Genomic DNA, 22,198 nt, shown 5'->3' with positions numbered 1-22,198 from the left:
GCTGCTGAGCCGTGCACACGCTCTCCTCCCGCCGGCCGCTCGGCGCCGCCCTCGCCGTCGCCTGCATGGCCCTCCTGGTCACCGCCGTTCCGGCCGCCGCCGAGACAGCGGCTCCCGATCGCCTGCACGCCTTCGGAGGCGCGTCCGACCATGGCACCCCAGACGCCAGCCCGGAGCACCGCCTGGTGGGCATCGCCGCCCAGGGCGCGGGCCGGTACTGGGTGGCCACGAGCGACGGTGGGGTCCACAGCTATGGGGGGGCGCCGTTCCACGGCTCCGCAAGCGGGCACCTCCTGGCCGCACCGATCGTCGGCATGGCTGCGACGCCCGACGGCACCGGCTACTGGCTGGTGGCGGGCGACGGCGGCGTCTTCTCCTTCGGTGGTGCGCGGTTCCATGGCTCCGCCGGCGCCATGCACCTCAACCGCCCGATCGTGGGGATGGCGTCGACGTCGACCGGACGTGGCTACTGGTTGGTGGCGTCCGACGGCGGGATCTTCGCCTTCGGCGACGCCGTCTTCCACGGTTCGACAGGCGACATGCGACTCAACAGCCCCGTGGTGGGGATGGCGGCCGACCACGCCCCAGGGGCGACCGGCTACTGGCTCGTCGCCGCCGACGGCGGCGTCTTCTCCTTCGGCGCGACCTTCCACGGCTCCGCGGGCGGCATCACGCTGGCGCAGCCCATCGTGGGCATCGCGGCTGCCCCGGGGGGCTACCGGCTGGCGGCCGCCGACGGGGGTGTCTTCACCTACCGGGCCCGCTTCCACGGTGCCGCTCCCTCGAGCACCGCCGAACCGGTCAGCGCCATCGCCAGCAACGGGTCCGACGCCTACTGGCTGCTCCGCTCGCCTCGGCGTCCGGCCTACACCGGGCCGGCCGTGCCCGCCGGGTCGGGCTCCGGACGCCGGGTCATCTACTCCAACAGCGATCAGCAGATCTGGTTGGTGGCGGGCGACGGCGAGGTCGACCGCAGCTACGCCGTCTCCGGGCGACGCGGGGTTCCCGCGGCCGGGACCTACAGCGTGTTCTCCAAGTCGCGTACGGCCTACGCCGGCCACGACGGCATCACCATGGCGAACATGGTCCGCTTCGCGTGGGGCGACAGCCTGGCCATCGGCTTCCACGCCATCCCCCGCGACGCCGAGGGCCGTCCGCTCCAGAGCGAGGACGACCTCGGCGGCTACCGCAGCGCAGGATGTGTCCGGCAGGCTGACCGGGACGCCGCCTACCTCTACGACTGGGCGCCCATCGGCACCACGGTGGTCGTGCTCCGCTGACTACGGGGCGGCGACGCTGAGGTCGCCGCGCTCGGCAGCGCGGGCCGCCTTCGCCTCACGGCGCTCGTTCATGCGACGGCCCGCCTTGCCCACACGCTCGATGTGAGCCAGGACCGAGGAGCGGGCCTCCTCGGCCTCGGGGCTGAGACCCTGGATCGACTCGAGGCCCCAGTGCTTGACGACCACCGGCTGGAGGATGTGGTCGTGGTGGGCGGCGAAGTCGTAGATGCCGGCCTGGGCGATGGCCTTGGCGTGGTTGGCGAAGTTGGGGATGCCGGTCCCGGGCATGGAGAACTCGCGCACGTTGCGGTCGATCGCCAGCACCACGAGGGAGGGGTCGAACTCGATCATGGTCGAGGTGATGTCGCGGTAGAAGACGTGGTGCAGGTTCTCGTCGCCTGCCACCCTGGCCATGATCTTCTGACCCCGCTTGTCCTCCATCCGCCGCCCGGTGTTCCCGTGGGCGATCCGGGTGGCCAGCTCCTGGAGCGTGACGTAGACGAACCCGTCGGCCACGGTCGGCGGCTCGGGGACCTGCCCGCCGCTGATCTGGCTCATCCGACCGCGCTCGAGGGACACCGGGTCGACGCCCCTCGTGACGGTGAGGTAGTCGCGGATCACGATGGCGTGGCGGCCCTCCTCGGCCGTCCAGCGCTTCGACCAGGCACCCCACACCTCGTCGCCACCGAAGAGGTTGTTGATGGTCCGGAAGTAGTGCGGGAGGTTGTCCTCGGTCAGGAGGTTGACGAACAGCGAGCTGCGAACGGCCTCGTCCATCGGCGCCTCGTCCGGCGACCACTCCTCGCCGGCCTCGAAGTCGCGTCCCTCGCTCCACGGGACCATCTCGTGGGGGAACCACTCCTTGGCGTTCGTGAGGTGGCGCTCGAACAGCTCCTCGGCGATGGGAGCGAGCTCGTTGAGGATCTCGGCGTCGGTGCGCATCTCCCTATCCTACCGACAGGCAGGTAGAGGGCAACGCTCACGACCGTCCCTCGACCTCCTGGGCCACGTGGAGCACAGCGCTGCGGTCGGCCCAGTCGGCGGCAAAGGTCGGGTGGCCGGCAGCGGCCATCGCGGCCAGCACCGCTGGGTCGTCGTCGACCACCACCGCCACCTCCCGCCCCGCAGCCACCCGTGCCAGCACCTCCACCTTCACCTCGGCCGCCGGGCGGAACGTGCCGGACGGGCGCATGTGCAGCGGGCGGCCCCCGATGCCGTGGGCCGCCAGCCACGCCTCCGTGTCCGCCCGGTACCGCTCGGGACGGCCCGTCAGGAAGACGATGTCGTGATCCTCGGCGAGGCGCGCCACCACCGCCAGGCCTTCCGGGTGGGGTGGGTCGTGGCGGGCGGCGGCGAAGAACCCGTCCCAGTCCTTGGGTCGGTGCTCGATGTGGTGCAGGCGATGGCGCACATCGGCCACCACGCCGTCGATGTCGATGACCGCCAACGAACGCTGCGTGCTCACGGGTCCACCGTGCCCGATCCCGGCGCCACCGTCACCGGCCGCCCTCGGGCCGGAGCTCGATGGCCCGCCAGCAGTACCAGGCGGCGACCGATCGCCATGGCCGGTACGCCTCGCCCCTCGCCTCCAGCTCGTCGGGCGAGGGCACCGATCCCAGGCCGTGCAGCCGGGCGTAGCCGTTGCGGACCGCGAGGTCGCCCGTCGGCCAGACGTCGAGGCGACCGAGCTGGAAGATGAGGAACATCTCGGCCGTCCACCGCCCCACCCCCCACACCTGGGACAGCTCCCCCACCACGGCGTCGTCGGACAGCGCGCCGATCCGGGCGAGGCGGAGCTCCCCCGACACGACCCGAGCCGCGAGGTCGAGGATGGCCCGGGCCTTGGCGCCCGAGAGCCCGGCGCCGCGCAGGGCGTCCTCGTCGAGGGAGAGGACCGCCTCCGGCGCGAAGCGTCCAGGCACGAGGGCGACCGTGCGCGCCCAGATGGCAGCGGCGGCACCGCCCGCGAGCTGTTGGTGGACGATCGACGACGCCAAGCTCTCGAAGTGGGTCCGTCGCCCGCCCCGTCGCCAGCTCATCGTGCAGGGGCCGGCTCGAGAGACGATGGCGGCGAAGGCCGGATCGGCCCGGCTGATCGCCGCGTCCGCCAGCGCCAGGTCCGCTGCCTGCGTGCCAGCCTTCATGGGACGAAGGTACCGAGCAGAGCCATCGTGGTGAACGCCACCAGCCCGGCGGCGGCGCTGGTGACGGCGAGGCGGTCGAGCCAGGCGGGGCGCGTCACGATGGCTAGGCCGAGCACCAGGGGGAACGCCGCCAGGCCGTAGCGCTCGAAGGACCCGAGGCTCTCGGCCGAGAGCGCCGCCGCCAGCAGCACGGCCGCATAGGCGCCATAGGACACCGGCAGGGTTCGGAAGCACACCACGAGCAGGCCGAGGAACAGCACGATCCAGGGCAGGTGGAGCCCATCGCCGAAGGTGCCGTCCCCGAGCAGGGCGGCCCCGGACTGGAAGATGCGCACCACCGGGTTCACGAAGCCGCCTCGGAGCTCCTCCGACGCGTGGAGCTCGACGGGGAAGCGCCAGTCGCCGAAGCGGACTTGCACCCAGACCAGGTACGAGAAGAGCCCGGCCACCGGGCCGACCACGGCGCCGAGGCGCGCCACCCGCTCTCCCGGGGTCGCCTCGCGGAGGCCGCGGGCTCCCTCGATGGCCGCCGGCAGGGCGAGGGCGGCGCCGAGGGGCCGGCTGAGGGCGCTCAGGAACCCGAAGATCGCTGCGCTCCACCAGCGCTGGCGGCGCAGCGCGAGGAACGTGGCAATGCTGAGCGCCAGCATCACCGACTCGGCGTAGCCGAGCACGAGCACCAGCGCCGGCGGTAGCAGCGCGAGGTGCCAGGCGGCGCGACCCGCGAGGTCGGTGTCACCGGTCTCGGTCCGGGCGAGCCGGTGCAGCAGCGCCCCTGCAGCGAGCGCCGCCATGTTGGCGACGAGGATGAGCGCGACACCCACATTGCCCAGGAGGGGGACCGCCAGCAGGGCGGCCAGGAGGGGGACGAGAGGGAAGAACCGGAGTGCCTCCCGGGCCACGCCCTCGTAGCCGTGGTCGGCGATGTCTCGGTAGAACGCCGCATCCCATGCGAAGAGCCCCTGCTCCAGCTGGAGGGGTCGTACCCCTGCCAAGAGCTCGTCGGAGACGACGATCGCCACGAGGGCGCCGAGCGCGACGGCGACGCGGGCGAGGGCCCAGGCCGGCAGGGCCGCCCGGAGGTCCCTCGGCAGCTTCCCCGCCAGCTCCCTCACCCAGTCGGCCCGAACCGGAAGAGCCACGCGTGCTCGAACTGCTCGCCCGATTCCACCATCACGGTGCGGTCGGGTCGGAGGACGGCGAGGTCGTTGGTAAGCGCCTCACAGGTTCCCTCGAGCGTGCGGTAGCCCCCAGACCACACCAGCCACACGGTCCGGTCACCGGCGAGCTCGTCGACCTCGGCGGCGAACGCTGCGGTGTCGGCCTCCGCCATGCGGTCGGCGTAGTCGACCCAGTCCACGAAGTGGGGGGCCACGTCGTCGGCGAGCGCCAGCTGGCGGAGGTCGTCGGGCAGGAGTCGGCTCACCGCCGGACCGAGCTGGTCTGGGCAGTAGGCCACGACGTCGCCCGACGAGGCCGTCGCGGTGACGGCCGAAGCGACCTGGCCGGCCTGGGTCCGTTGGGTGACGAGGTTGCGCGCCCCGCCGAGGAGGCCGAGGACCGCGAGGACCGCTAGGACACCGGCTTGCACCGATGCACGAGGGAGCTGCACGACCCCCACGGCCGCCATCAGCACCACCAGGGGCAAGATGATCGCGGCGTACCGGCTGGCGAAGGCGCTGTCGAAGACGTAGCCGGCGACCACTCCGATGCCCAGGGTCGCGCCGACGACGACCGCCTCCGGACGCACACCCGGTCGGGTCCTCAGGTCGAGCTCGACGCGACTGCTGCCCACCGCTCGTCCGAGGAGTCCGATGGCCACGAGGGCGAGGAGGAGGAAGCCCAGCAGCTCGGCCTCGGCGTTGGCTCCGCCACCGAAGTCCCGGAGGGTCACCATGAGCACCGTGGCCGGTCGCTCCGGCCTGCCCCACGGGGTCCCGGTGCTGCCCGCCTGGACCAGGAACGACGGCAACCACGGCAGGAAGAGGATCCCACCGGCGGCGACACCGACCGCCAGCCTCGTCGCGGTCCGGCGGAGGTCACCCGGGCCGACCCGCCACGCCTCCCACGCCAGGGCTCCGCCGACGGCGGCGAGGAGGAAGAAGGCCCAGTAGTGGGTCAGCAGGAGGAGGCCGCTGACCGCCGCGACGGCGACCAGCCAGGGCGCGCTGGGCGCCGACCGGGCCTGCCGCAGCGCCAGCCAGCCGAGCAGCACGAGCACGATCACCAGGGCGTACATCCGCACCTCGGTGGCGTACCGCACGGCGAACGGCGAGGTCGTCAGGATGACGAGGGCGGCAACAGCCACGGGCGCTCCTCCGTGGCGCCGGCCGACGAGCGCCATCAGCGGCAGGGCGACGACACCGAGGAGTCCCGAGAGGGTCCGGACGGCGAGGTCACCCGAGCCGACGAGCCGCATCCAGCCGTGCAGGAGCAGGTAGTAGAGCGGAGGATGCCCGTCGCGCTCCAGGGCATCGACCATCTCGCCGACCGGCAGGCTGGCGATGTTGACCGTCAGCGCCTCGTCGAGCCAGAGGTCCGACCGGCTCCACGCCCGGAGGACGACCCCCGCCACCACGGCGAGGACGAGGGCGACGACGAGCACCGGCGGGGGTCCGGCGTCGGCGCGGCTGGAGGGCACGGGGCGCCACGGTAGTCCTGCCCGGCGGGCTCATTGGGGTCCGCCACGATGTGCATGGCCGTCGCGGCTCGACGGTAGGGTCAGCACCGTTCGTGCTCCACCGACGAGTCTGCGAGTACCCATGGCCCCGCCGCAAGGCGACACGCACCCCGCTCCCGACCCCCACGAGGTCGTCATCATCGGCGCCGGCCCCGCCGGCCTGACCGCCGCCTACCAGCTGGCGAAGGCTGGTGAGCGGTCGACGGTCCTCGAGTCGACCGACGTCGTCGGCGGCATCAGTCAGACGGCGGAGCGCGACGGCTGGCGCTTCGACATCGGCGGTCACCGGTTCTTCACCAAGGTCCGAGAGGTGGAGGCGCTCTGGCACGAGATCCTCCCCGACGAGGACTTCCTCATGCGGCCGCGCATGAGCCGCATCTTCTACGGAGGCAAGTTCTACGACTACCCCCTGAAGGCCGGCAACGCCCTGAGGAACCTCGGCGTCGTCGAGGCCGTCCTCTGTGTCCTCTCGTACGTCTGGGCGCGCGTCCGGCCACCGAAGGACCAGTCGAACTTCGAGGGCTGGGTCTCGGCCCGCTTCGGTGCCCGCCTGTACCGCACGTTCTTCAAGACCTACACCGAGAAGGTCTGGGGCGTGCCCGCCACTGAGATCCAGGCCGACTGGGCGGCCCAGCGGATCAAGAACCTCTCGCTCTTCACCGCCGTGCTCAACGCGCTCCTGCCGAAGCGCAACCAGAAGGACATCGCCTCGCTGATCGAGGAGTTCCAGTACCCCAAGTACGGTCCCGGCATGATGTGGGAGCGCTGCCGCGACCTGGTCGTAGAGGCGGGCTCCGACGTCGTCATGGAGGCCCGGGTCACCAAGGTCCGCCACGATGGCGGCCGGGCCGTCGAGGTGGTGTGGGTGCGAGACGGCGTGGAGTCCGCCCACCCCTGCACCGACGTCGTCTCGTCGATGCCTCTCCCGTCGCTGATCCGGGCCATGGACCCACCGGTGCCCGACGCCGTGCGGGCGGCCGCCGATGACCTCAAGTTCCGCGACTTCCTCACCGTGGCGCTGGTGGTGCCGGAGGAAGCCGGCTTCCCGGACAACTGGATCTACGTCCACTCCGCCGACGTCCACCTGGGCCGCATCCAGAACTTCGGCTCCTGGTCGCCCTACCTGGTGAAGGAGGGTCGGACCTGCCTCGGACTGGAGTACTTCGTGTTCGAGGGCGACCACCTCTGGACCATGGCCGACGACGATCTCATCGCCCTCGGCGCCCGCGAGCTCGCCACACTCGGGCTCGTCGATCCTGCCCGCGTCGAGGCCGGCTACGTCGTGCGCATGCCCAAGGCCTATCCGACCTACGACGAGCACTACCGGGCCAACGTCGACGTCCTCCGGGCCTGGCTGGCCGAGCATGCTCCCAACGTGCACCCCGTCGGCCGCAATGGCATGCACCGGTACAACAACCAGGACCACTCGATGATGACGGCAATGCTCACCGTCGAGAACATCCTCGGCGCCCGCCACGACATCTGGGCGGTCAACGTCGAGGAGGAGTACCACGAGGAACGCGCCGCCGAGGGACCCGAGGACGTGCGCGTCAGCCGGTCCGGCCGGGCCGCACCGATCATCCCGAGGGCGGTGCAGGACGCGGCGGCCGAACAGCGCCGGCTCCGGAGCGGCTGAGCTCCGTCACCGCTGAGCCGTCACCGCCGGAACAGGCCGCGCTTCTTCTCCGAGGCGGCCTCGAGCTCGGCGATCCGCCGCTGGGCCTCGGCGAGCTTCGCCTCTGCTTCCATCCGCCGCGCCCGCTCCTCGTCTAGCTCCGACCGGACGAGGCTCTCGGCCCGCCGGGTGATCTCGATCTGCCCCTCCAGGCGCTGACTGACGGCGGACGCCACCTTCTCCGCGATCTGGTCGACATCGACCGACGCCTTCGTCGCCCGGGACCGAGCCGGCGCGCGCGACGCCGAGCCCTTCCCGCTCGCCTGCCGCCGCTTGCGCTCCTCGCTCACCGAACGCTGCGAGAGCTGCACGACACCCCCGCCGTCGCGTGATCCGTCCAGCTTCCCCTCTGAGACCAGCTGTCGGACGCGTCGCTCCGATACCGACAGGATCTTCGCCGCCTGGGCGGCCGTGTAGGTCTGCGCTGCTCGTGCCATGACGACAGGCTACGTCAGGAGACCAGCGCGGTGCTTCCGGAAGGCTTCCGCCGGGAAGCCCACAGGGCTGAACCCCCTCCGGAAGGCTTCCGCGCGGAAACCATCCGGAAGATCGACACCTTCCTGGTTTCCGGAAGGCTTCCGGCCGGAAGTCACCGCAACCAAACCGCTTCCGGAAGGCATCCGTCCGGTGCCGGATCAGCGGTCGGCTGCCCACCGGGCGCGCACCATGTCGGCCAGTGCTCCCAGCAGGGCCGCAGCCGCCAGGACCTGGAAGGGGATCATCGGAACGTGGAAGCGGACGTCGCCGAAGAAGACCAGCGGCGGGAGGACGAGCGACACAGCACTCAGCAGCAGGAGCAGGCGGCCCGGGTCTCGACCCCGCAGCAACCACGGCATGGCAGCCATCGCCGTCAGCAGGGTGGCGAAGAAGACCGCGTTGGCGACTGCCTCCAGGATCGAGCGCCGAAAGGGGGGGATGAACGGGTCGGCGCCGTAGCTCTCGGCGGCGTGGAGCCCGTCGGTGTCGTCCTTGAAGGTGTGGAACAGCCGGAGCGGGACGAGGCGGAGCTGGTCGGCCGGCTGGCCGAGGATGTGCTCCAGCCCCTTCCGGCGACCTTCGGCGTCACGGCGCAGCTCGTACTCCGGCCGCTCGAGGTGGTCGTAGCCGTCGAGGCACGACGGGGGCATCTGGAAGGCGCCGGTGGCCTCCGGGTTGTTCCCGATGCAGAGGTTGTCGCCCATGTTCGTCGAGATGATCACCGGCGACGTCATGACCACCGCGTTTCGGAGCGTCCAAGGGGCGATCACCGCGACGGCCGCAAGGCCGGCGACCAGCACCGATCGACCGACCGCCCGCCATCCCCAACCGGCACCCCACCAGCCGACCAGCGCGAGGACGGGCAGGAAGAGGAGGGACGGCGGACGGACCAGGGCAGAGAGGCCCACGAGCAGCCCGAAGCCGACCAGGGCGCCGAGCGGACGTCGCTCCCATGGGGTCGACACCAGCACCAGCACCGCGAGCAGGGCCAGGGTGATGAAGAGCGTCTCGGTCAGTGCCAGGGCGGCGTGGAAGACCAGGTTCGGGAAGACGGCCATGATGCCCGCGGCGAGGAGGGCAACTCGCTGGTCGAAGAGCCGGCGCCCGATCAGGAAGACCAGCACGAGCGACGATGCGGCGCAGGCGAGGTTGAGCCCCACCACGAGGCCCATCCGGCCGTCCGGCAACGGGCTGTGGTCGGCGAGCCAGAAGAGGGCTCCCAGGACAGCCGGGTAGCCGACGGGGTAGTAGGCGGTCGGCTGGCCGTCGGGGAGGCGGTAGCCGTTCCCCCGGGCGATTTCCTCGGCGAAGACCGTGTAGAAGGTCGGGTCGTGGAGACCGACCGGCTGACGAGTGGCGTAGAGCGCCCACGCCACCCGCAGGGCGACGCCGAGGACCACGATCCCGAGCAGCCACCAGCGGGTGCTGCCGGCCCCTGACCAGGGTGCGCCTCGGGGAGCCGTCGTCGTGAGGCCGGGCGGCGGGGTCGCTCCGGTCCGGGTGGTCGCGGTCGGCACGGCCGCACATGGTAAGGGCGACCCGAGCCGGACGAAGCCGGGCCCCGCCGTAGCATGCCGCCGTGACCGAGCCCCACCCGAGCCCACCCGAGGTCCAGGGCACTCGAGGGTCCCGGCGCTTCGCCCTCGGCCTGCTCGTCATCGTGGTCGTCGCGCTCGGCGTACGGGTCGCCTTCACGCTCCTGGTGGACCCCCAGGTCCCTGAGGTGAGCGACGCCGCGGCGTACCACATGCTCGGCGAGAACCTGGCCGAGGGCCGAGGCTTCATCCGGCCCTTCGACCGCACCATCCTCGGCGAGATCCGCCCGACAGCCGAGTACCCCCCGCTGCTCCCCGCCGTCCTGGCCCTCGCCCACCTCGTCGGCATCGCCTCGGTCGACGGACAACAGCTGGTGCTCTGCGTCGTCGGCACGGCGACGGTCGCCGTGATCGGGCTCCTCGGTCGCCGGGTCGGTGGTGACCTCGTCGGCCTCGTCGCCGCCGGCGTCGCGGCCGTCTACCCCATGCTCTTCCAGAGCGATGCCATCTTGATGCCGGAGACGCCGTTCGCCCTCCTCGTCGCCACGACGCTCCTCTTCGCCCACCGGGCTGCCGAGCGGCGTGGCCTCGACGACATCGCCCTCGTCGGGGTCACGGCTGGACTCGCCGCCCTCACCAGGGCCGAGGGGCTGCTACTCGTCCTCTTCCTCGTCATCCCCCTCTCGGCGCGAGTCGCTGACCTCTCGTGGCGCCGCCGCGCCACCCTCTGCCTGGTCGGTCTGGTCGCAGCCGCCCTCGTGGTCGTCCCGTGGACGGTCCGCAACGCGGTGCGCTTCGACGGCGCCCTCGTGCCGGTCTCGAACAACATGGGCACCGCCCTCGACGGGGCCAACTGCGACCGCACCTACCACGGCAGCCAAACGGGGCTCTGGCTCTACGATTGCTTCGGAGGCTTCGACCTCAGCGAGCAGGACGAGGCCGAGGCAGCGGCGTTCCATCGTGACCGCGGTTTGCGCTACGTGGCCGACAACCTTGGTCGCCTGCCCACCGTGCTCGCCATCCGCCAGGGGCGCACCTGGGGCCTCTACGACGTCGGCCAGCAGGTCACCGTGGAGTCGTTCGAGGGCCGCGACCGGCGCTGGCAGGAGGTCGGCACCCGCACCTACTGGCTGCTCGTGCCCTTCGCCGTCGGGGGCATCATCGTCCTCCGCCGCCGACGGGCGCTGATGTGGCCCATGCTGTCGACGGTCGTCCTCGTCGTCGTCACCACGACGGTGACCTACGGGAACCAGCGGTTCCGGGTGGCGGCTGAGCCTGCCATCGTCGTGCTGGCCGCCACCGGCGCCGTCGCCCTCATCGACGAGGCACGGCGACGCACAGGAGGGAGGTCCCGAACGGAAGCGGCACCCGTCCGATCAGCAGCCGCTCCAGGAGGGTCAGCACCATCGCCGCCCGGTCGATGAGGAACGACGTCTGATCGAGTCCCAGCTCGGCGTCTCCTCCCGAGGCCAAGCGCCGCTTCAGCCACACCGGCCCCACCAGCCAGCTGAAGACGTGAGTCATGAGAAGGGGCTCGAACCCGGCCGCCACGAGCTCGGCCCGCAGCGTCCGGCGGTTGTAGCGTCGAACGTGGCCCAACGCCTCGTCGGCCGCGCTCCACAGCCATCGGTGGGCGGGCACGTTCACCACCAGGTGCCCGCCGTCCGCCAGCACCCGGCGGGCCTCGACCAGTGCAGGGACCGAGCCGGCGAGGTGCTCGATGACGTCGAGGAGGCAGACGACCTCGGCCGTCCCGGTGGCGAGCGGCAGGTGGTCCACCCCCGCCTGGACCGCGGGGAGGCCGTGGTGGCGGTGCGCCTGCGCCACGAGCCGATGGCTCCCCTCGGCCACGACCACCCGGTCCGGCGCCCACCCCAACATGGCGGTCACCCCACCCGCGCCCGCGCCGGCATCGACCAGCCACCCGTCGGTCGACTCCGAGGCGGTCGCTCGTCGCAGCGCCGTGGCCACGAAGGCCGCCTTGCTCCGGAACCACCAGTGATCGCGGTCTGTCGCCATGAGGAGGGCGGCGTTGTCGCCGTCGAAGACACCGGCGCCGGTCGTCCCGGGGGAGGCGGCCGCCACCGGCGTCCGGCTCGGCAGTTGGCCGGCACGGACGTGGCGAGCCCGGCGCCAGATCCGTGCGGTGGCCCACACCATGGCTGTGCCGTCCCGGACGACGTTCACCTTCGAGCGCTCGTCGTGTCGCCACTCGACGGGGACCTCCTGGACACCGATGCCGAGCGCCCCGGCGACGGCGATGGCCTCGGCGTCCCAGGCGAAGCCCCGCTCTCGACAGTGCGGGAGCACCGCTCGCCACACTGCCGCGGACGCCGCCTTTGCACCGCACTGGGTGTCGACGATGCCCGGGGTGATCGTCGCCTGGAGGAGGCGGTTGTAGGTCCGTCCCAGCGCCTCGCGCACACGGCCCTCGGGGCGGGTCACGCGCGAGCCGGAAAGGTCCCGCGACCCCACCGCCAGCACCGGTGCCCGTGTGGCCGCAGCGATGATCCGCTCGAGCTGTTCGAGCGGCGTCGACAGGTCGAGGTCGCAGAACGCGGCATAGGACGCGGTGGTCGAGGCCAGGCCGGCCGCCACGGCCCCGCCCTTGCCCTGGTGTTGCCGTCGTAGAAGGCGGACCGGGAGGCCCGGCGACGCGGCGATCAGCGCTTCGACCGCCGCCGCGGTGCCGTCGCTGCTCCCGTCGTCGACGAACACCAGCTCGCTGCCCGCCGGTTGGCACGCGATGAACGCGACGAGGGTCTCCCCGTACTCGGCGAGGCGTTCGTCCTCGTCGAAGACGGGGACCACGAGGGCGACATCGGTGGTCACGACGGCTCCCAGTCGAGCGGGGCCAGGAAGAGGCCGACCGTCTGGCGGTCCCAGCGTCGCTGGAGCTCGGCGTAGCGGGCGAAGCGGTCGTGCCAGGGGTCGTCATGGGACAGGAGGTCGTCCTCGACGAGCTCGAGGAGGAGCCGGCTGCCGACCAGGATCTCGGGGTCGGCCGGGAGCGGCACCGGCAGGCGGCCCGCTGCCTGCACCGTGAGACCACGGTCGTCGAGCCGCACGACATCGAGCGTGGCAAGGTGGGACTCGACGGCCGACCGGAGCGCATCGAGCTCCCTGCGGGCGTCACGGTCGAGCCCCTCGACGAGCACGACCCGACGGGCGCCGGGGAGCACCGCGGCGGCATCGTCTCCCTCCCGGATCAACAGGCGCTGCGCCTCCTGGTCCCGAAGGCGCCGGGACGGGCCCATCTGACGTTCCATGCCCTCGTCGTCGACCAGGAAGGCGATGCCGCGTCGTTGGAGCTCTGCCATCACCGGACCGCTGTACGGCTCGGCGAAGCGGATGCCCCGGAGGTCGATGACCAGGGGTCCCTCGCCCTCGAGCGCCGCCATCCCGTCGTTGAGCCGGTGCACGACCGGGATGGCCCAGGCGTCGGCTGCCGGGCCGGCGTCGGTGTTGCTGGTGGGCAGGGTGAGGGCCGACATGACGGCGACGAGGACGACGAGGACGACGGGGAGGCCCAGGCGCGGGCCTCGACCCTCGAGGGTCCTCTGCGCCACCAGCGCCAGGGCCAGGGTGGCGAAGGCGGCCACCGGCCAGAGCCAGCGGAACTGGTGGGGGGCGATGCCGAGGAAGCTGACGGGCAGGCTCCACGCCGTCACCAGGCCGGCGGCCAGAGCCACGCCGGCGGTGATCGCAGCCGTCCACGTGGCCCGGTCGTGCTGGCGTCGACCCCACCACCCGGCGAGGGCGAGGAAGAGGCTGAGCAGTGCGAGGAGGGCGATGGCCGCCGTGGTGCCGGGGAGGTCGGGCAGGCGCACGTCGTAGCCAGGACCGAGAGCGCCGTCGGCGGCGGGCTGCAACGTCTGGCCGAACGAGGGGCGAAGCCACCACGGCGGGGCCGCCACCACGCCCGCCACCACCTGCGTGCCGAGCTGGGGTCCGATGGTCTCGGCCGAGTCGCCGGCGTTGCCCGCCAGGCGCGCCAGGTTGCCCTGCCCGTCGCTGGTCAGCTGCTCGATCAGGGGTTGGCTCCACGCCAGCACCAGCACCAGCACCGCCACCCCGCCCATCCGCACCACCTGTCGACGGGTGCCGGCCCACGCCTCCTCGTCGAGGCGGCGCTGGCGGCGCAGGGCCAGGGCCAGGCCGACCGCGCCCCACAGGCCCAGGGCGGCGAGGAGCACGGCGTAGCTGAGGTGGGTCTGGAGGATGAGGCTGCCGGCGCCCACGGCCAGGGGGAGGGCGACAACATCCCCACAGGCCAGTGACCACACCAGCACGAGCACCAGCAGGAAGGTGAGCAGCAGGCTGTGCGGCTGCCACGGATCGAAGAGCAGCTCGCTGCCCATGCTCCACGCCAGGGTGACTGCGACCAGCGTGGCCAGGGCGGCGGTGGCCACGCCTCCCCGGCGGCGGGCCATCACGGCGATGAGGACAAGGGCGAGGCAGTTGAGGAGGGCGGCGCCCACGGCCACGCCCACCTCGTCGCCGAGCTTGGCCGGCACGGCCAGCAGGTCGAACAGCAGGGGTCCGGGGTTGTTGAAGTCGGTGCCGGCGCTGACCGAGGCCGAGGTCCACGTGCCGAGCAGCGGGTGGTGCTCGGTGAGGACGTCGCGCGCCCGGATGGCGAAGTAGGCGTTGTCGCCCACCGGCAGCCAGCCCCGGCTGGCGGCGCGGACGGTGGCCACGACCACGGGCAGGACGGCGAGGGCGATCGCGGCGAGGAGGAGCCCGCCCTCGGCCCGGGTGGGGCGGTGGCTGGGCGCGTCGTTTCGCGTCGGTGGACGGGGATCGGCCTCGGCGGCCGCAGGGCGGATGTCGACCACGTCAGTCCATTGTGTCGACAGGACCGACGAAGACCGCCGTCGGCAGGCCCAGGTCGAGCATGCGTGTCATGGCATCCTGCGCCGTGACCGGCGCGCGGCTGTCGATCGCGACCGCGAAGAGGTTCTCGTCGACGTCGACAAGGCGATCGGACATCCCGGCGGCCCGGAGCTCGCGCAGCACCTGCTCCCGCAGGCGTTGGTACTCGACCTGCTCCTCGGGGCTGCGCGGGTCGATCCCTGCCACCTCGACGACCCCGGACTTGGCCCGCCACCGCTCCACGTGGAAACCGGTCGCCAGGTGGACGACGGCGGTGGCTGCCTCGGGGCTCCGGACGCGGTGCCGCGCCACCGGCACGCCCCACGGCGAGATGGCACCCACGTCGAAGCCGGCACGCTCGAGCTCGTTGACCAGCGCGATCCCCTGCGAACCGATGTAGAGGGCATCGGACCACGTGACCAGGTACCGCCCGTCGCGCCCACCGCCCGCGAGCCCGCCACCCTCGAGGGCGTCGACCACGTCGGGGACGATGCGCCCCATGGTGTCGGACAGGGGCCGTGCGGGGAGGTCCACCGCCCACGCGTCGACAGAGAACACCAGCGCCGAGGTGACGCCGACGACCGCCAGCGCGCCCACCCCCGCCCTGGCGGCGCGCGCGCCTGGCTGCGGTCCGAGTCGCCGGTGCACCACGGCCGCTGCGGTCCAGACCACGGCCAGGAGGAGCAGCGCAGCGATCCCCCAGGCCCAGATCATCAGGTAGTACCAGAGCTGGCCGAAGATGCGGCTGATCGAGACCGCGGCGAAGAGCAGCGCCACGCCGATCACGGCGTGGAGCCGGAGCAGGAGGTGGTGGCGGAGGCGCCACGCACCCCAGACCGCTACGAACCAGACCAGCAGGCAGAGGGTGCCCGGCACCAGGGGTCCACGCGGCGCCTGGGAGGCGTCGACCAGTGAGCCCGTGGCCGCCTGCTGCTCGGTGACGAGTCGCCACGGGTCGAGGTGGAGCAGGACCATCTCCCCTCCCCGCTGCAGGCCGACCGACTCCTCCGGCGGCGAGCCGAAGTGGTCGACGAGGAGCGACATGTTCCCCGGCGTCCGTGCCACCTGATCGACGATCGGGGCGATCCACAGGGCGGCTCCCACTGCGACCGACACCAGCACCCAGGTCACGACGTTGCGGCGGGCGGCGTGGTCGTGACGTCGCTTCCAGCCGAGCAGGGCGACGCCGATGACGGCGAGGCCCACCATGCCCGCCGTCACCCCGACGTAGGGGGTGTGCGTCTGGACGCACATGCTCGCGGCCAGCGCACCGAGCGGGAGGACGACGATGTCGCCGTCGAGCACCGACCAGGCCACCAGCATCAGCACGACCCACCACAGGAGCGGCATGTAGGGGTTCCATGGCTCGGTCAGGGTGTCGGCCCCGTAGGCGCGGGTGAGGATCGCCAGCACCGTGGCGACCCCCAGCGCCAGGCGGAGCCCGGCGCGCCGCCACGCCAACCAGAGCGCTGCGGCCATCGCCGTCGCGTGGAGGACGGCCGTGGCGCCCTGCATGGCCCAGGCGCTGGAGCCGAGCAGGCGGTAGGTGGGGGCGAGGGCCCAGAAGCTGAGCGGGCCGGGGTGGCTCCCCTGCTCGGCGCCGAGCACCCCGATGCGGCCGGGGAGGCCGATCAGCGGCGTGTGACGGGTCCCCACGTCGCGGATGCGCAGCTCGGTCATCGCCAGGTCGAGGATCGGGTACCACTCGGCGCGACGAAGCGCGATCACCGCCACCACGAGCGGCGTCACCAGCACCACCATCATGACGGCCAGCGGTGCCCTCACCGCCCTGCCATCCGGTCGACCTCGCGGTCGGGGGCGGGTGCCGGCCACCTCGCTGTCCGGGGCGTCGTCGAGCGCGACGCCGGACGGAGGGGCAGGGGGCATGGGAGGCGAGCATACTTTCGGGCCCCGGCGATCCCGGGACGCCCCGGGGCCTACGGGAGGTGCTTGAGCAGCTCGAGCACGCCGAGGCGGACCGGTGACTGGTGGTGCGACCCCGTAGCACCGGCCAGCTCCTGACGGTGGGCCAGGAACCACTCGTAGGACTCCACCACCATCGATGCGTTCGAGTGCGAGGGTTCCCACCCGAGCTCGGTCCGGGCCCGGGACGTGTCGAACCAGAGCGACTCGCCGTAGAGCAGCCAGTGGTACGGGGCGAACGGCACCAGCTTGGCGCCGCTGAGGGCGCGCATGGCTCTTCGGGCGGGCCCGACCGGGAGGGAGCGCACTCGCGAGCCGGTGCCGGCGTGGTCGCAGAGCGCCTGGAGCGTCTCGCGCATGGTGCCGAACTCCGTCGCGCCGATGTTGTAGGTGGCCGGTCCGGCCCGCTCCCCTGCGAGGAGGCACGCTTCGGCGAGGTCGTTGGCGTGGACGAGCTGATAGCGGTTGTCGCCCCGACCGAAGACGAAGACGGGGGCGCCCTCGGCGACGAGCTCGAAGAGGATCGCCATGATGCCGAGCCGGCCGTGGCCAAGGATGGTCCGGGGTCGGATCACCGTTACGTCCTGGCCGGCCGCCACGGCGTCCCGGCACAGCGCCTCGGCCTCGAGCTTGGCCCGCCCGTAGGCCTCGAGCGGGCGCGGTGGCGTCGTCTCGTCGACCGGGTTCCGCTCGGGGATCCCGTACACGGCGCTCGACGACGTGTGGACCACCTTTGCCACCCGCGCCTGGCGAGCGGCGAGGAGGACGTTGGCGGTCCCGACGACGTTGACCGACCAGAACAGCTCGCGGTCTCTGGCCAGCGGCACCTGGGCGACGTTGTGGAGGACGACGTCGACGCCCTCCACCGCCGCCCGGAGGGCGTCACGGTCACGCACGTCGCCGGTGACGTGGTCGACACCGGCGATTGCCGAGGCTGGCGGGTTGATGTCGAAGGTCCGGACCGCGTCGCCGCGGGCGAGGGCGGCTTCGGCGAGGAGGGTGCCGAAGTACCCCGTGCCGCCGGTGATGAGCGTGGTTCGGGCCATCAGAGGGCGTGCCCGTGCTCGATGCACCAGCGGATGCTCGTGCGCATCCCCTCGAGGAGGGCCACAGACGGCTCGTAGCAGAGCTCGGCCCGGGCTCGGGAGATGTCGCAGGCGATGGTGTCCTTCAGCTCACCGAGCACGTGCACCGCCTGCACGTAGCGGCCCCGCTCCTGGAGTAGCCGGTCGATCGTGGCCGCCACCTCACCCACCATCCGCGGCACGCGCACCCCCCGGCCGGACACCGCCAGACCCTCGGCCATGAGCGCGGTGCGCACGGTGTCGATGATCGTGTTCAGCTCGTACGGTTCGGCGTCGGCGATCCAGTAGGCCTGGCCCGGCGCGCCGGCTGCCACTTCGGCCCGCTGCATGCCGTCGACGAGGTTGCCGACGTACACCATCGAGCGTTGCTGGGTGCCGTCGCCGATGATGGGGAACCGCCCGCGACGGACGGCGGCGAAGAACCGTGACTGCCGCGCCGGCTGGTGCGGGCCGTAGAACCACGGCGGTCTGAGGATCACCGTCGTCACGTCACCGCGATCGTGGCTGCGCTGCACCAGCTGCTCGGCCTCGAGCTTCGACTGCCCATAGGCGAGGTAGGGGTTGAACGGCGAATCCTCGGTGAAGCGGTCGGTGGGGCGGTCGTTGGCGCCGAAGGGCGAGTTCGACGACACGTGGACGAAGCGGCCCGTGCCGGCGCGCCGCGCTCGGTCGAGCACGAGCTGCGTTCCGCCCACGTTCACGTCGAAGAGCTCTCTCACGAGCGACCTCGGGTGGATGACGGATCCACAGTGGAACACCGTCGCCCCTCCCATGCCTTCGAAGAGGCGATCGACCGCGTCGGGGTCGCGCAGGTCGCCGGCAACGACCTCGACGGTTGGCCCGACCACCTCGAGGAGGGCGACCTCCTCCGGTCGGTGCACCAGGCAGCGGACGCGCGCACGATCGGTGGCGAGCGCCCGCACCAGGTTGGTGCCGAGCCAGCCGGAAGCACCGGTGACGACCACCTCCCGAGGGGCGATCTCGTCGGGGCGGGACTCGGTGTCGGTCATCCGTGCTCCAGGAAGTGCTCGGCGTTGCGGGCGGCGATGGTCATGATCGCCGCCTGGGGGTTGACCCCGGGAGCGTCGGGGACGAGGGAGGCGTCGTTGACGCGGAGGTTCCGGTGGCCCCACACCCGCCCGTAGCTGTCGGCTCCGGTCCGGGCGCGGTCCTCACCCATGCGGATCGACGACGTGAGGTGCACCGTCATGAGGCTGGTGCGCTGGCGGCTCACGGCTCCCCACCATGGGAAGAGGTCGGCGGGCCGCCGGGCGACGCCGGCACCCGTGACCGACGGGTAGAGCTCGGTCGCGCCTGCCGCCAGGAGGACCTCGCCGAGGTGGACCAGGCCACGGGCCAGGCGGCTGACGTCACCCTCGGTGAGGCGATACGTGACCAGGGGGGCCTTCAGGCCCGGGATGGCAAGCACTCGGCCTGCACCTTCGCTCCTGATCGCCGCGTAGTAGACGGCGACGTCCTCCCAGTGGGCGAGGGCGTCAGCGGTGTCGGCGGTCGAGTCGGCGAGGGCAAGGGCCACGTGGCCGCGCCTGCTGGCGGAGCCCCCGATGGTGAGGTTCGGAGCGAACTCGGTGATCCGGTGCATCGGAACGTCGTCGTGGTCGACGGTGTGCGGGAACCGGGCGGCGACCTTGATGGTGGGGTGCAGCTTGAGGCCCCTGCCGATGTTGGCCCGGATGCCACTGCGCTGCAGGAGGGCGGGCGACTGAATGGCGCCCCCGCAGACGAAGACGTGCTCCGCCCGGATGGTGAGGTCCTCGATCGTGCCGTCCGTGCGCCGTCGCTGGCAGCGGGCACCCGTCACGCGGTCCCCCGAACGCTCGAGGCGCAGCACCTTGGTCTCGGGCACCACCTCGGCCCCGTCGGCGACGGCCTGGGGGATCAGCGTGCGCGCCATGGTCTGCTTCGTGCCCCGCCCGGCGGTGTCGTAGCGGAAGACCCGGGGGAACTCGACCGACCGCCAGCCGAGTGCGGTGGCACCGCGCTCGAGCAGCATCGACGACAGGGGCGCGTCGGCCGGAACCTTCTGCACCGACTGGGCACGCTCCACCTGCTCGGCGTGGCGGTCGAGCACCTCGGCCGTGAAGCCGTCGATCCGGTAGGTGTGGCGCCACTCCTCGGCCAGCTCGCCGGGGAGCCGGTGCCACAGACCGCTGTTGATCTCGGTGCTCCCACCCACGCACCGGCCCTCGGCGAAGGCGATCGGGGGGGCTCCGAGGGCGGCGGACGGGCCATGGTGGCGGTACTTGGCGACCATCTCCTCCAGGGAGAAGGGTTCGACGGCATCCGGCTCGACCCATGGCCCCTCCTCGACCACGGTGACCCGGCGACCCCGCGCCGCCAGCGCGGCGGCCGTGGTGGCGCCGCCCGCTCCGGACCCGACGACCAGGACCTCGGTGTGGAGGATGGTCACGTGGCGGGCCCCGCCACCAGCTCCTGCTCGGCGAAGAGGACCAGCCCGGCGAGGAGGCGCTCGTACTGGCGGAGGAGGCCGACGGGGCTGCGCTGCAGTGAGGAGAGCACCTCGGCGGCCGACGCCCGGCGCACGAAGGCCCAAGCGGCGAGCGCGAGAGACTCGGCGACGACTCCGGCACGCAGGTGCTCCGGCATGTCACTGAGGGTCGCGTCGACGTAGTCCTCGATCGCCGCCCGCTGTGCCCGGTCATCGGTCTCGATGAGCGACGCCACCACCTGGCGCTCGAACCGGAGCATGTTGATCGACACTAGCGGCGGTTCCCGCACCACCTCTCACCACTACCCTGACCGCGCATGGCCTCCCAGAGCACCATCGGCGAGGCGCGCCCGACCGCTCCCGGGGGAGCCAGAGGAGGAGCGGACGGCCACCGGCGCCACCTCCTCGACAGGATGAGCCCGGCCCAGCGCACCGCCCTCGCCATCGGCGTCCTGCTCGTCACCTTCGCGCTCCCCCTCCACGGTCTCCTGCGGAACCAGGGTCCCCCGATGGAGGAGGGGTTCATGTTGGTCTTCGCCGAGATGGTGATGAACGGGAAGGTCCCCAACCGGGACTTCCTCCACCTCTACGGGCCGGGGAGCCTCTGGGTCCTCGCCGCGGTGTTCGAGGTCGTGGGTGTCTCCCTCACCGCCGAGCGCCTGGTGGGGCTCACCCAGCAGGTCGGCCTCGTCCTGGGCGTATTCGCCATCGCTCGCCGGTGGGGCCGGACCGTCGCCGTCGCCTGCGGCGTGATCTCGGCGATGATCATCATCCCGCCGATCGGGCTCACCGCACTGGCGTGGGTGGGTGGTGTCGCCCTCGGGCTCTGGGCCGTCCACCTGGGGTCGCTGGCCCGAGTGACCACCGACGAGCGTTGGGCGGGACGGGCGGCCGTCGGTGCGGGGCTGCTGGCGGGCGCGAGCCTCCTCTACCGCCCCGACCTGATCGTCGCCCTGGCGCTGGGGGGCGCCGTCATCCTGTGGGGGATGAGGCCACGCCTCGTGCGTCGAGTGCTCATCGGCGGCGCCGCCGGAGTCTCGCCCTACCTCGTGCACCTTGCCATGGCCGGACCGGGCAACGCCGTCCGCGGCATGATCATCGACCCGGTGTTCCACCTGCGCGGGGGACGGGCACTCCCCATCCCCCCCTCGCCCCGGGAGCTCCAGGGCTTCCTCCAGCGAGCAGGCGACATGGAGCCCTTCGGCTGGCCCCTGCCGATGCCCCCCACACCGATGCAGATCACGCTGTGGTTCTTCCTCCTGCCCCTCTCCGTGATCGCGCTCCTCGCTGCCGGGGCCCTGCTCGTGCGGCGCCGCCCCGGCAGCCCCCGGGCGATCGCCCTGCTCGCGGTGGCGGCCTTCAGCCTCGGCATGCTCCCCCAGGCGGTGCAGCGCGCCGACTCGACCCACCTGGCGTGGGTCAGCTGTGTGCCGATGGCCTTCCTCCCGATCGCCGGCGTGGAGCTGCTGCGACGCCTCCGACCCTCACTCGCTCCTCGCCGGCAAGGCGCCCTCGCCGGCGGCGCCGTGCTGGTCGCCGTGGTGCTGCTCCTGCCCGCCTTCACCGCCCGGTCCTACAGCGATGCCGTGGCCCAGACGTTCGGCATCCACCGCCTCTCCTTCCCCATCACCCACGAGGGCCGGACCTTCTACTACGGCCGCCCCGACGTGGCCCGGGCACTCCCGCCGCTGCTCGCCGAGGTCGAGCGCATCACCGAGCCGGGGGACCGTCTATTCGTCGGGACGTCCGACCTCCGCTTCACGCCCTACAACGACGCCTTCATCTACTACCTCCTCCCCCAGCTCGAGGTTGCCACCTACTACGTCGAGCTCGATCCGGGGGTCGCCAACGCCCCTGGGTCCGGGCTCGCCGACGACCTCGCCTCAGCCGACGTCGTGGTGCTCACCAGGGTCTGGGACGACTGGGACGAGCCGAACGACGCCCGCATCCCGGGGTCGGACGAGCCCAACCGCGTGCTCCACGACCAGTTCTGCACGGTGGCGGTGTACGCGGACCTCTACGAGCTCTTGGAACGCTGCCGTTAGTGTCGCCCC

The 22,198-nt window shown here is 72.3% G+C and carries 18 protein-coding genes; 4 read left to right on the top strand and 14 right to left on the bottom strand.

Translation table 11 applies throughout. The features are described from left to right. Nucleotides 1-11: 11 nt before the first annotated feature. Nucleotides 12-1,280, top strand: coding sequence for a L,D-transpeptidase (locus tag VMN58_04775; protein HUF32508.1), 1,269 nt, complete (start codon nt 12-14; stop codon nt 1,278-1,280). Here VMN58_04775 and VMN58_04770 read toward each other — a convergent pair whose 3' ends face one another. The 5 genes from VMN58_04770 to VMN58_04750 are packed head-to-tail and all read right to left on the bottom strand — an operon-like array spanning nt 1,281 to nt 6,065. After that, nucleotides 1,281-2,222, bottom strand: a complete 942-nt coding sequence (locus VMN58_04770; GenBank protein HUF32507.1) for an acyl-ACP desaturase — start codon at nt 2,220-2,222, stop codon at nt 1,281-1,283. Between the two features lie 37 nt (nt 2,223-2,259). Beyond that, entirely contained in the window at nt 2,260-2,745 is a 486-nt protein-coding gene (locus VMN58_04765; protein ID HUF32506.1) for a hypothetical protein, read from the bottom strand. A gap of 31 nt (nt 2,746-2,776) precedes the next feature. Beyond that, nucleotides 2,777-3,424, bottom strand: coding sequence for a DNA-3-methyladenine glycosylase 2 family protein (locus tag VMN58_04760; GenBank protein HUF32505.1), 648 nt, complete (start codon nt 3,422-3,424; stop codon nt 2,777-2,779). Further along, on the bottom strand, nt 3,421-4,539 hold the full coding sequence (locus VMN58_04755) for a mannosyltransferase family protein (protein ID HUF32504.1): 1,119 nt from the start codon (nt 4,537-4,539) through the stop codon (nt 3,421-3,423). Before VMN58_04755 ends, VMN58_04760 begins: the two co-directional genes overlap by 4 nt. After that, nucleotides 4,536-6,065, bottom strand: coding sequence for a glycosyltransferase family 39 protein (locus tag VMN58_04750; GenBank protein ID HUF32503.1), 1,530 nt, complete (start codon nt 6,063-6,065; stop codon nt 4,536-4,538). Before VMN58_04750 ends, VMN58_04755 begins: the two co-directional genes overlap by 4 nt. Nucleotides 6,066-6,186: 121 nt before the next feature. On the opposite strand from VMN58_04750, the gene VMN58_04745 reads away from it, so the two are divergent. Next, entirely contained in the window at nt 6,187-7,740 is a 1,554-nt protein-coding gene (locus tag VMN58_04745; protein ID HUF32502.1) for an NAD(P)/FAD-dependent oxidoreductase, read from the top strand. 20 nt (nt 7,741-7,760) lie between these two features. Here VMN58_04745 and VMN58_04740 read toward each other — a convergent pair whose 3' ends face one another. Both VMN58_04740 and VMN58_04735 read right to left on the bottom strand, forming a co-directional pair. Further along, the gene (locus VMN58_04740; protein ID HUF32501.1) at nt 7,761-8,216 is read right to left on the bottom strand and encodes a hypothetical protein; all 456 of its coding nucleotides are present in this window, start codon (nt 8,214-8,216) and stop codon (nt 7,761-7,763) included. 198 nt (nt 8,217-8,414) lie between these two features. Then, nucleotides 8,415-9,773: a glycosyltransferase family 39 protein gene (locus tag VMN58_04735; protein ID HUF32500.1), complete on the bottom strand. Its 1,359-nt coding sequence runs from the start codon at nt 9,771-9,773 to the stop codon at nt 8,415-8,417. A 62-nt stretch (nt 9,774-9,835) separates the two neighbouring features. Between VMN58_04735 and VMN58_04730 the strand changes: the two genes are divergently transcribed. Beyond that, entirely contained in the window at nt 9,836-11,215 is a 1,380-nt protein-coding gene (locus tag VMN58_04730) for a glycosyltransferase family 39 protein (protein ID HUF32499.1), read from the top strand. Here VMN58_04730 and VMN58_04725 read toward each other — a convergent pair. From VMN58_04725 to VMN58_04695, 7 genes are read right to left on the bottom strand one after another with little or no spacing between them, the layout of a single operon-like run. Continuing rightward, nucleotides 11,106-12,623: a glycosyltransferase gene (locus tag VMN58_04725; protein HUF32498.1), complete on the bottom strand. Its 1,518-nt coding sequence runs from the start codon at nt 12,621-12,623 to the stop codon at nt 11,106-11,108. The genes VMN58_04730 and VMN58_04725 overlap by 110 nt on opposite strands. Then, nucleotides 12,620-14,629 carry a hypothetical protein gene (locus tag VMN58_04720; GenBank protein ID HUF32497.1) on the bottom strand — a complete coding sequence of 670 codons (2,010 nt, stop codon included), beginning with the start codon at nt 14,627-14,629 and terminating at the stop codon, nt 12,620-12,622. Before VMN58_04720 ends, VMN58_04725 begins: the two co-directional genes overlap by 4 nt. Before the next feature lies 1 nt (nt 14,630). Then, on the bottom strand, nt 14,631-16,553 hold the full coding sequence (locus VMN58_04715) for a hypothetical protein (GenBank protein HUF32496.1): 1,923 nt from the start codon (nt 16,551-16,553) through the stop codon (nt 14,631-14,633). Between the two features lie 50 nt (nt 16,554-16,603). After that, nucleotides 16,604-17,635, bottom strand: a complete 1,032-nt coding sequence (locus tag VMN58_04710) for an NAD-dependent epimerase/dehydratase family protein (protein ID HUF32495.1) — start codon at nt 17,633-17,635, stop codon at nt 16,604-16,606. Then, nucleotides 17,635-18,684: an NAD(P)-dependent oxidoreductase gene (locus VMN58_04705; protein ID HUF32494.1), complete on the bottom strand. Its 1,050-nt coding sequence runs from the start codon at nt 18,682-18,684 to the stop codon at nt 17,635-17,637. The genes VMN58_04710 and VMN58_04705 overlap by 1 nt, the downstream gene beginning before the upstream one ends. After that, nucleotides 18,681-20,105, bottom strand: coding sequence for a GMC family oxidoreductase (locus tag VMN58_04700; protein HUF32493.1), 1,425 nt, complete (start codon nt 20,103-20,105; stop codon nt 18,681-18,683). Before VMN58_04700 ends, VMN58_04705 begins: the two co-directional genes overlap by 4 nt. Then, on the bottom strand, nt 20,102-20,404 hold the full coding sequence (locus VMN58_04695) for a hypothetical protein (protein HUF32492.1): 303 nt from the start codon (nt 20,402-20,404) through the stop codon (nt 20,102-20,104). Before VMN58_04695 ends, VMN58_04700 begins: the two co-directional genes overlap by 4 nt. Nucleotides 20,405-20,461: 57 nt before the next feature. On the opposite strand from VMN58_04695, the gene VMN58_04690 reads away from it, so the two are divergent. Next, nucleotides 20,462-22,189 carry a hypothetical protein gene (locus tag VMN58_04690; GenBank protein ID HUF32491.1) on the top strand — a complete coding sequence of 576 codons (1,728 nt, stop codon included), beginning with the start codon at nt 20,462-20,464 and terminating at the stop codon, nt 22,187-22,189. Nucleotides 22,190-22,198 lie beyond the last annotated feature (9 nt).

The sequence above is a fragment of the Acidimicrobiales bacterium genome, assembly GCA_035512495.1.
In the GTDB taxonomy this organism is placed as follows: domain Bacteria; phylum Actinomycetota; class Acidimicrobiia; order Acidimicrobiales; family CADCSY01; genus DATKDW01.
The sequence above is the reverse complement of the archived record's forward strand: the minus strand, read 5'-3'. Positions and strand labels throughout refer to the sequence as shown.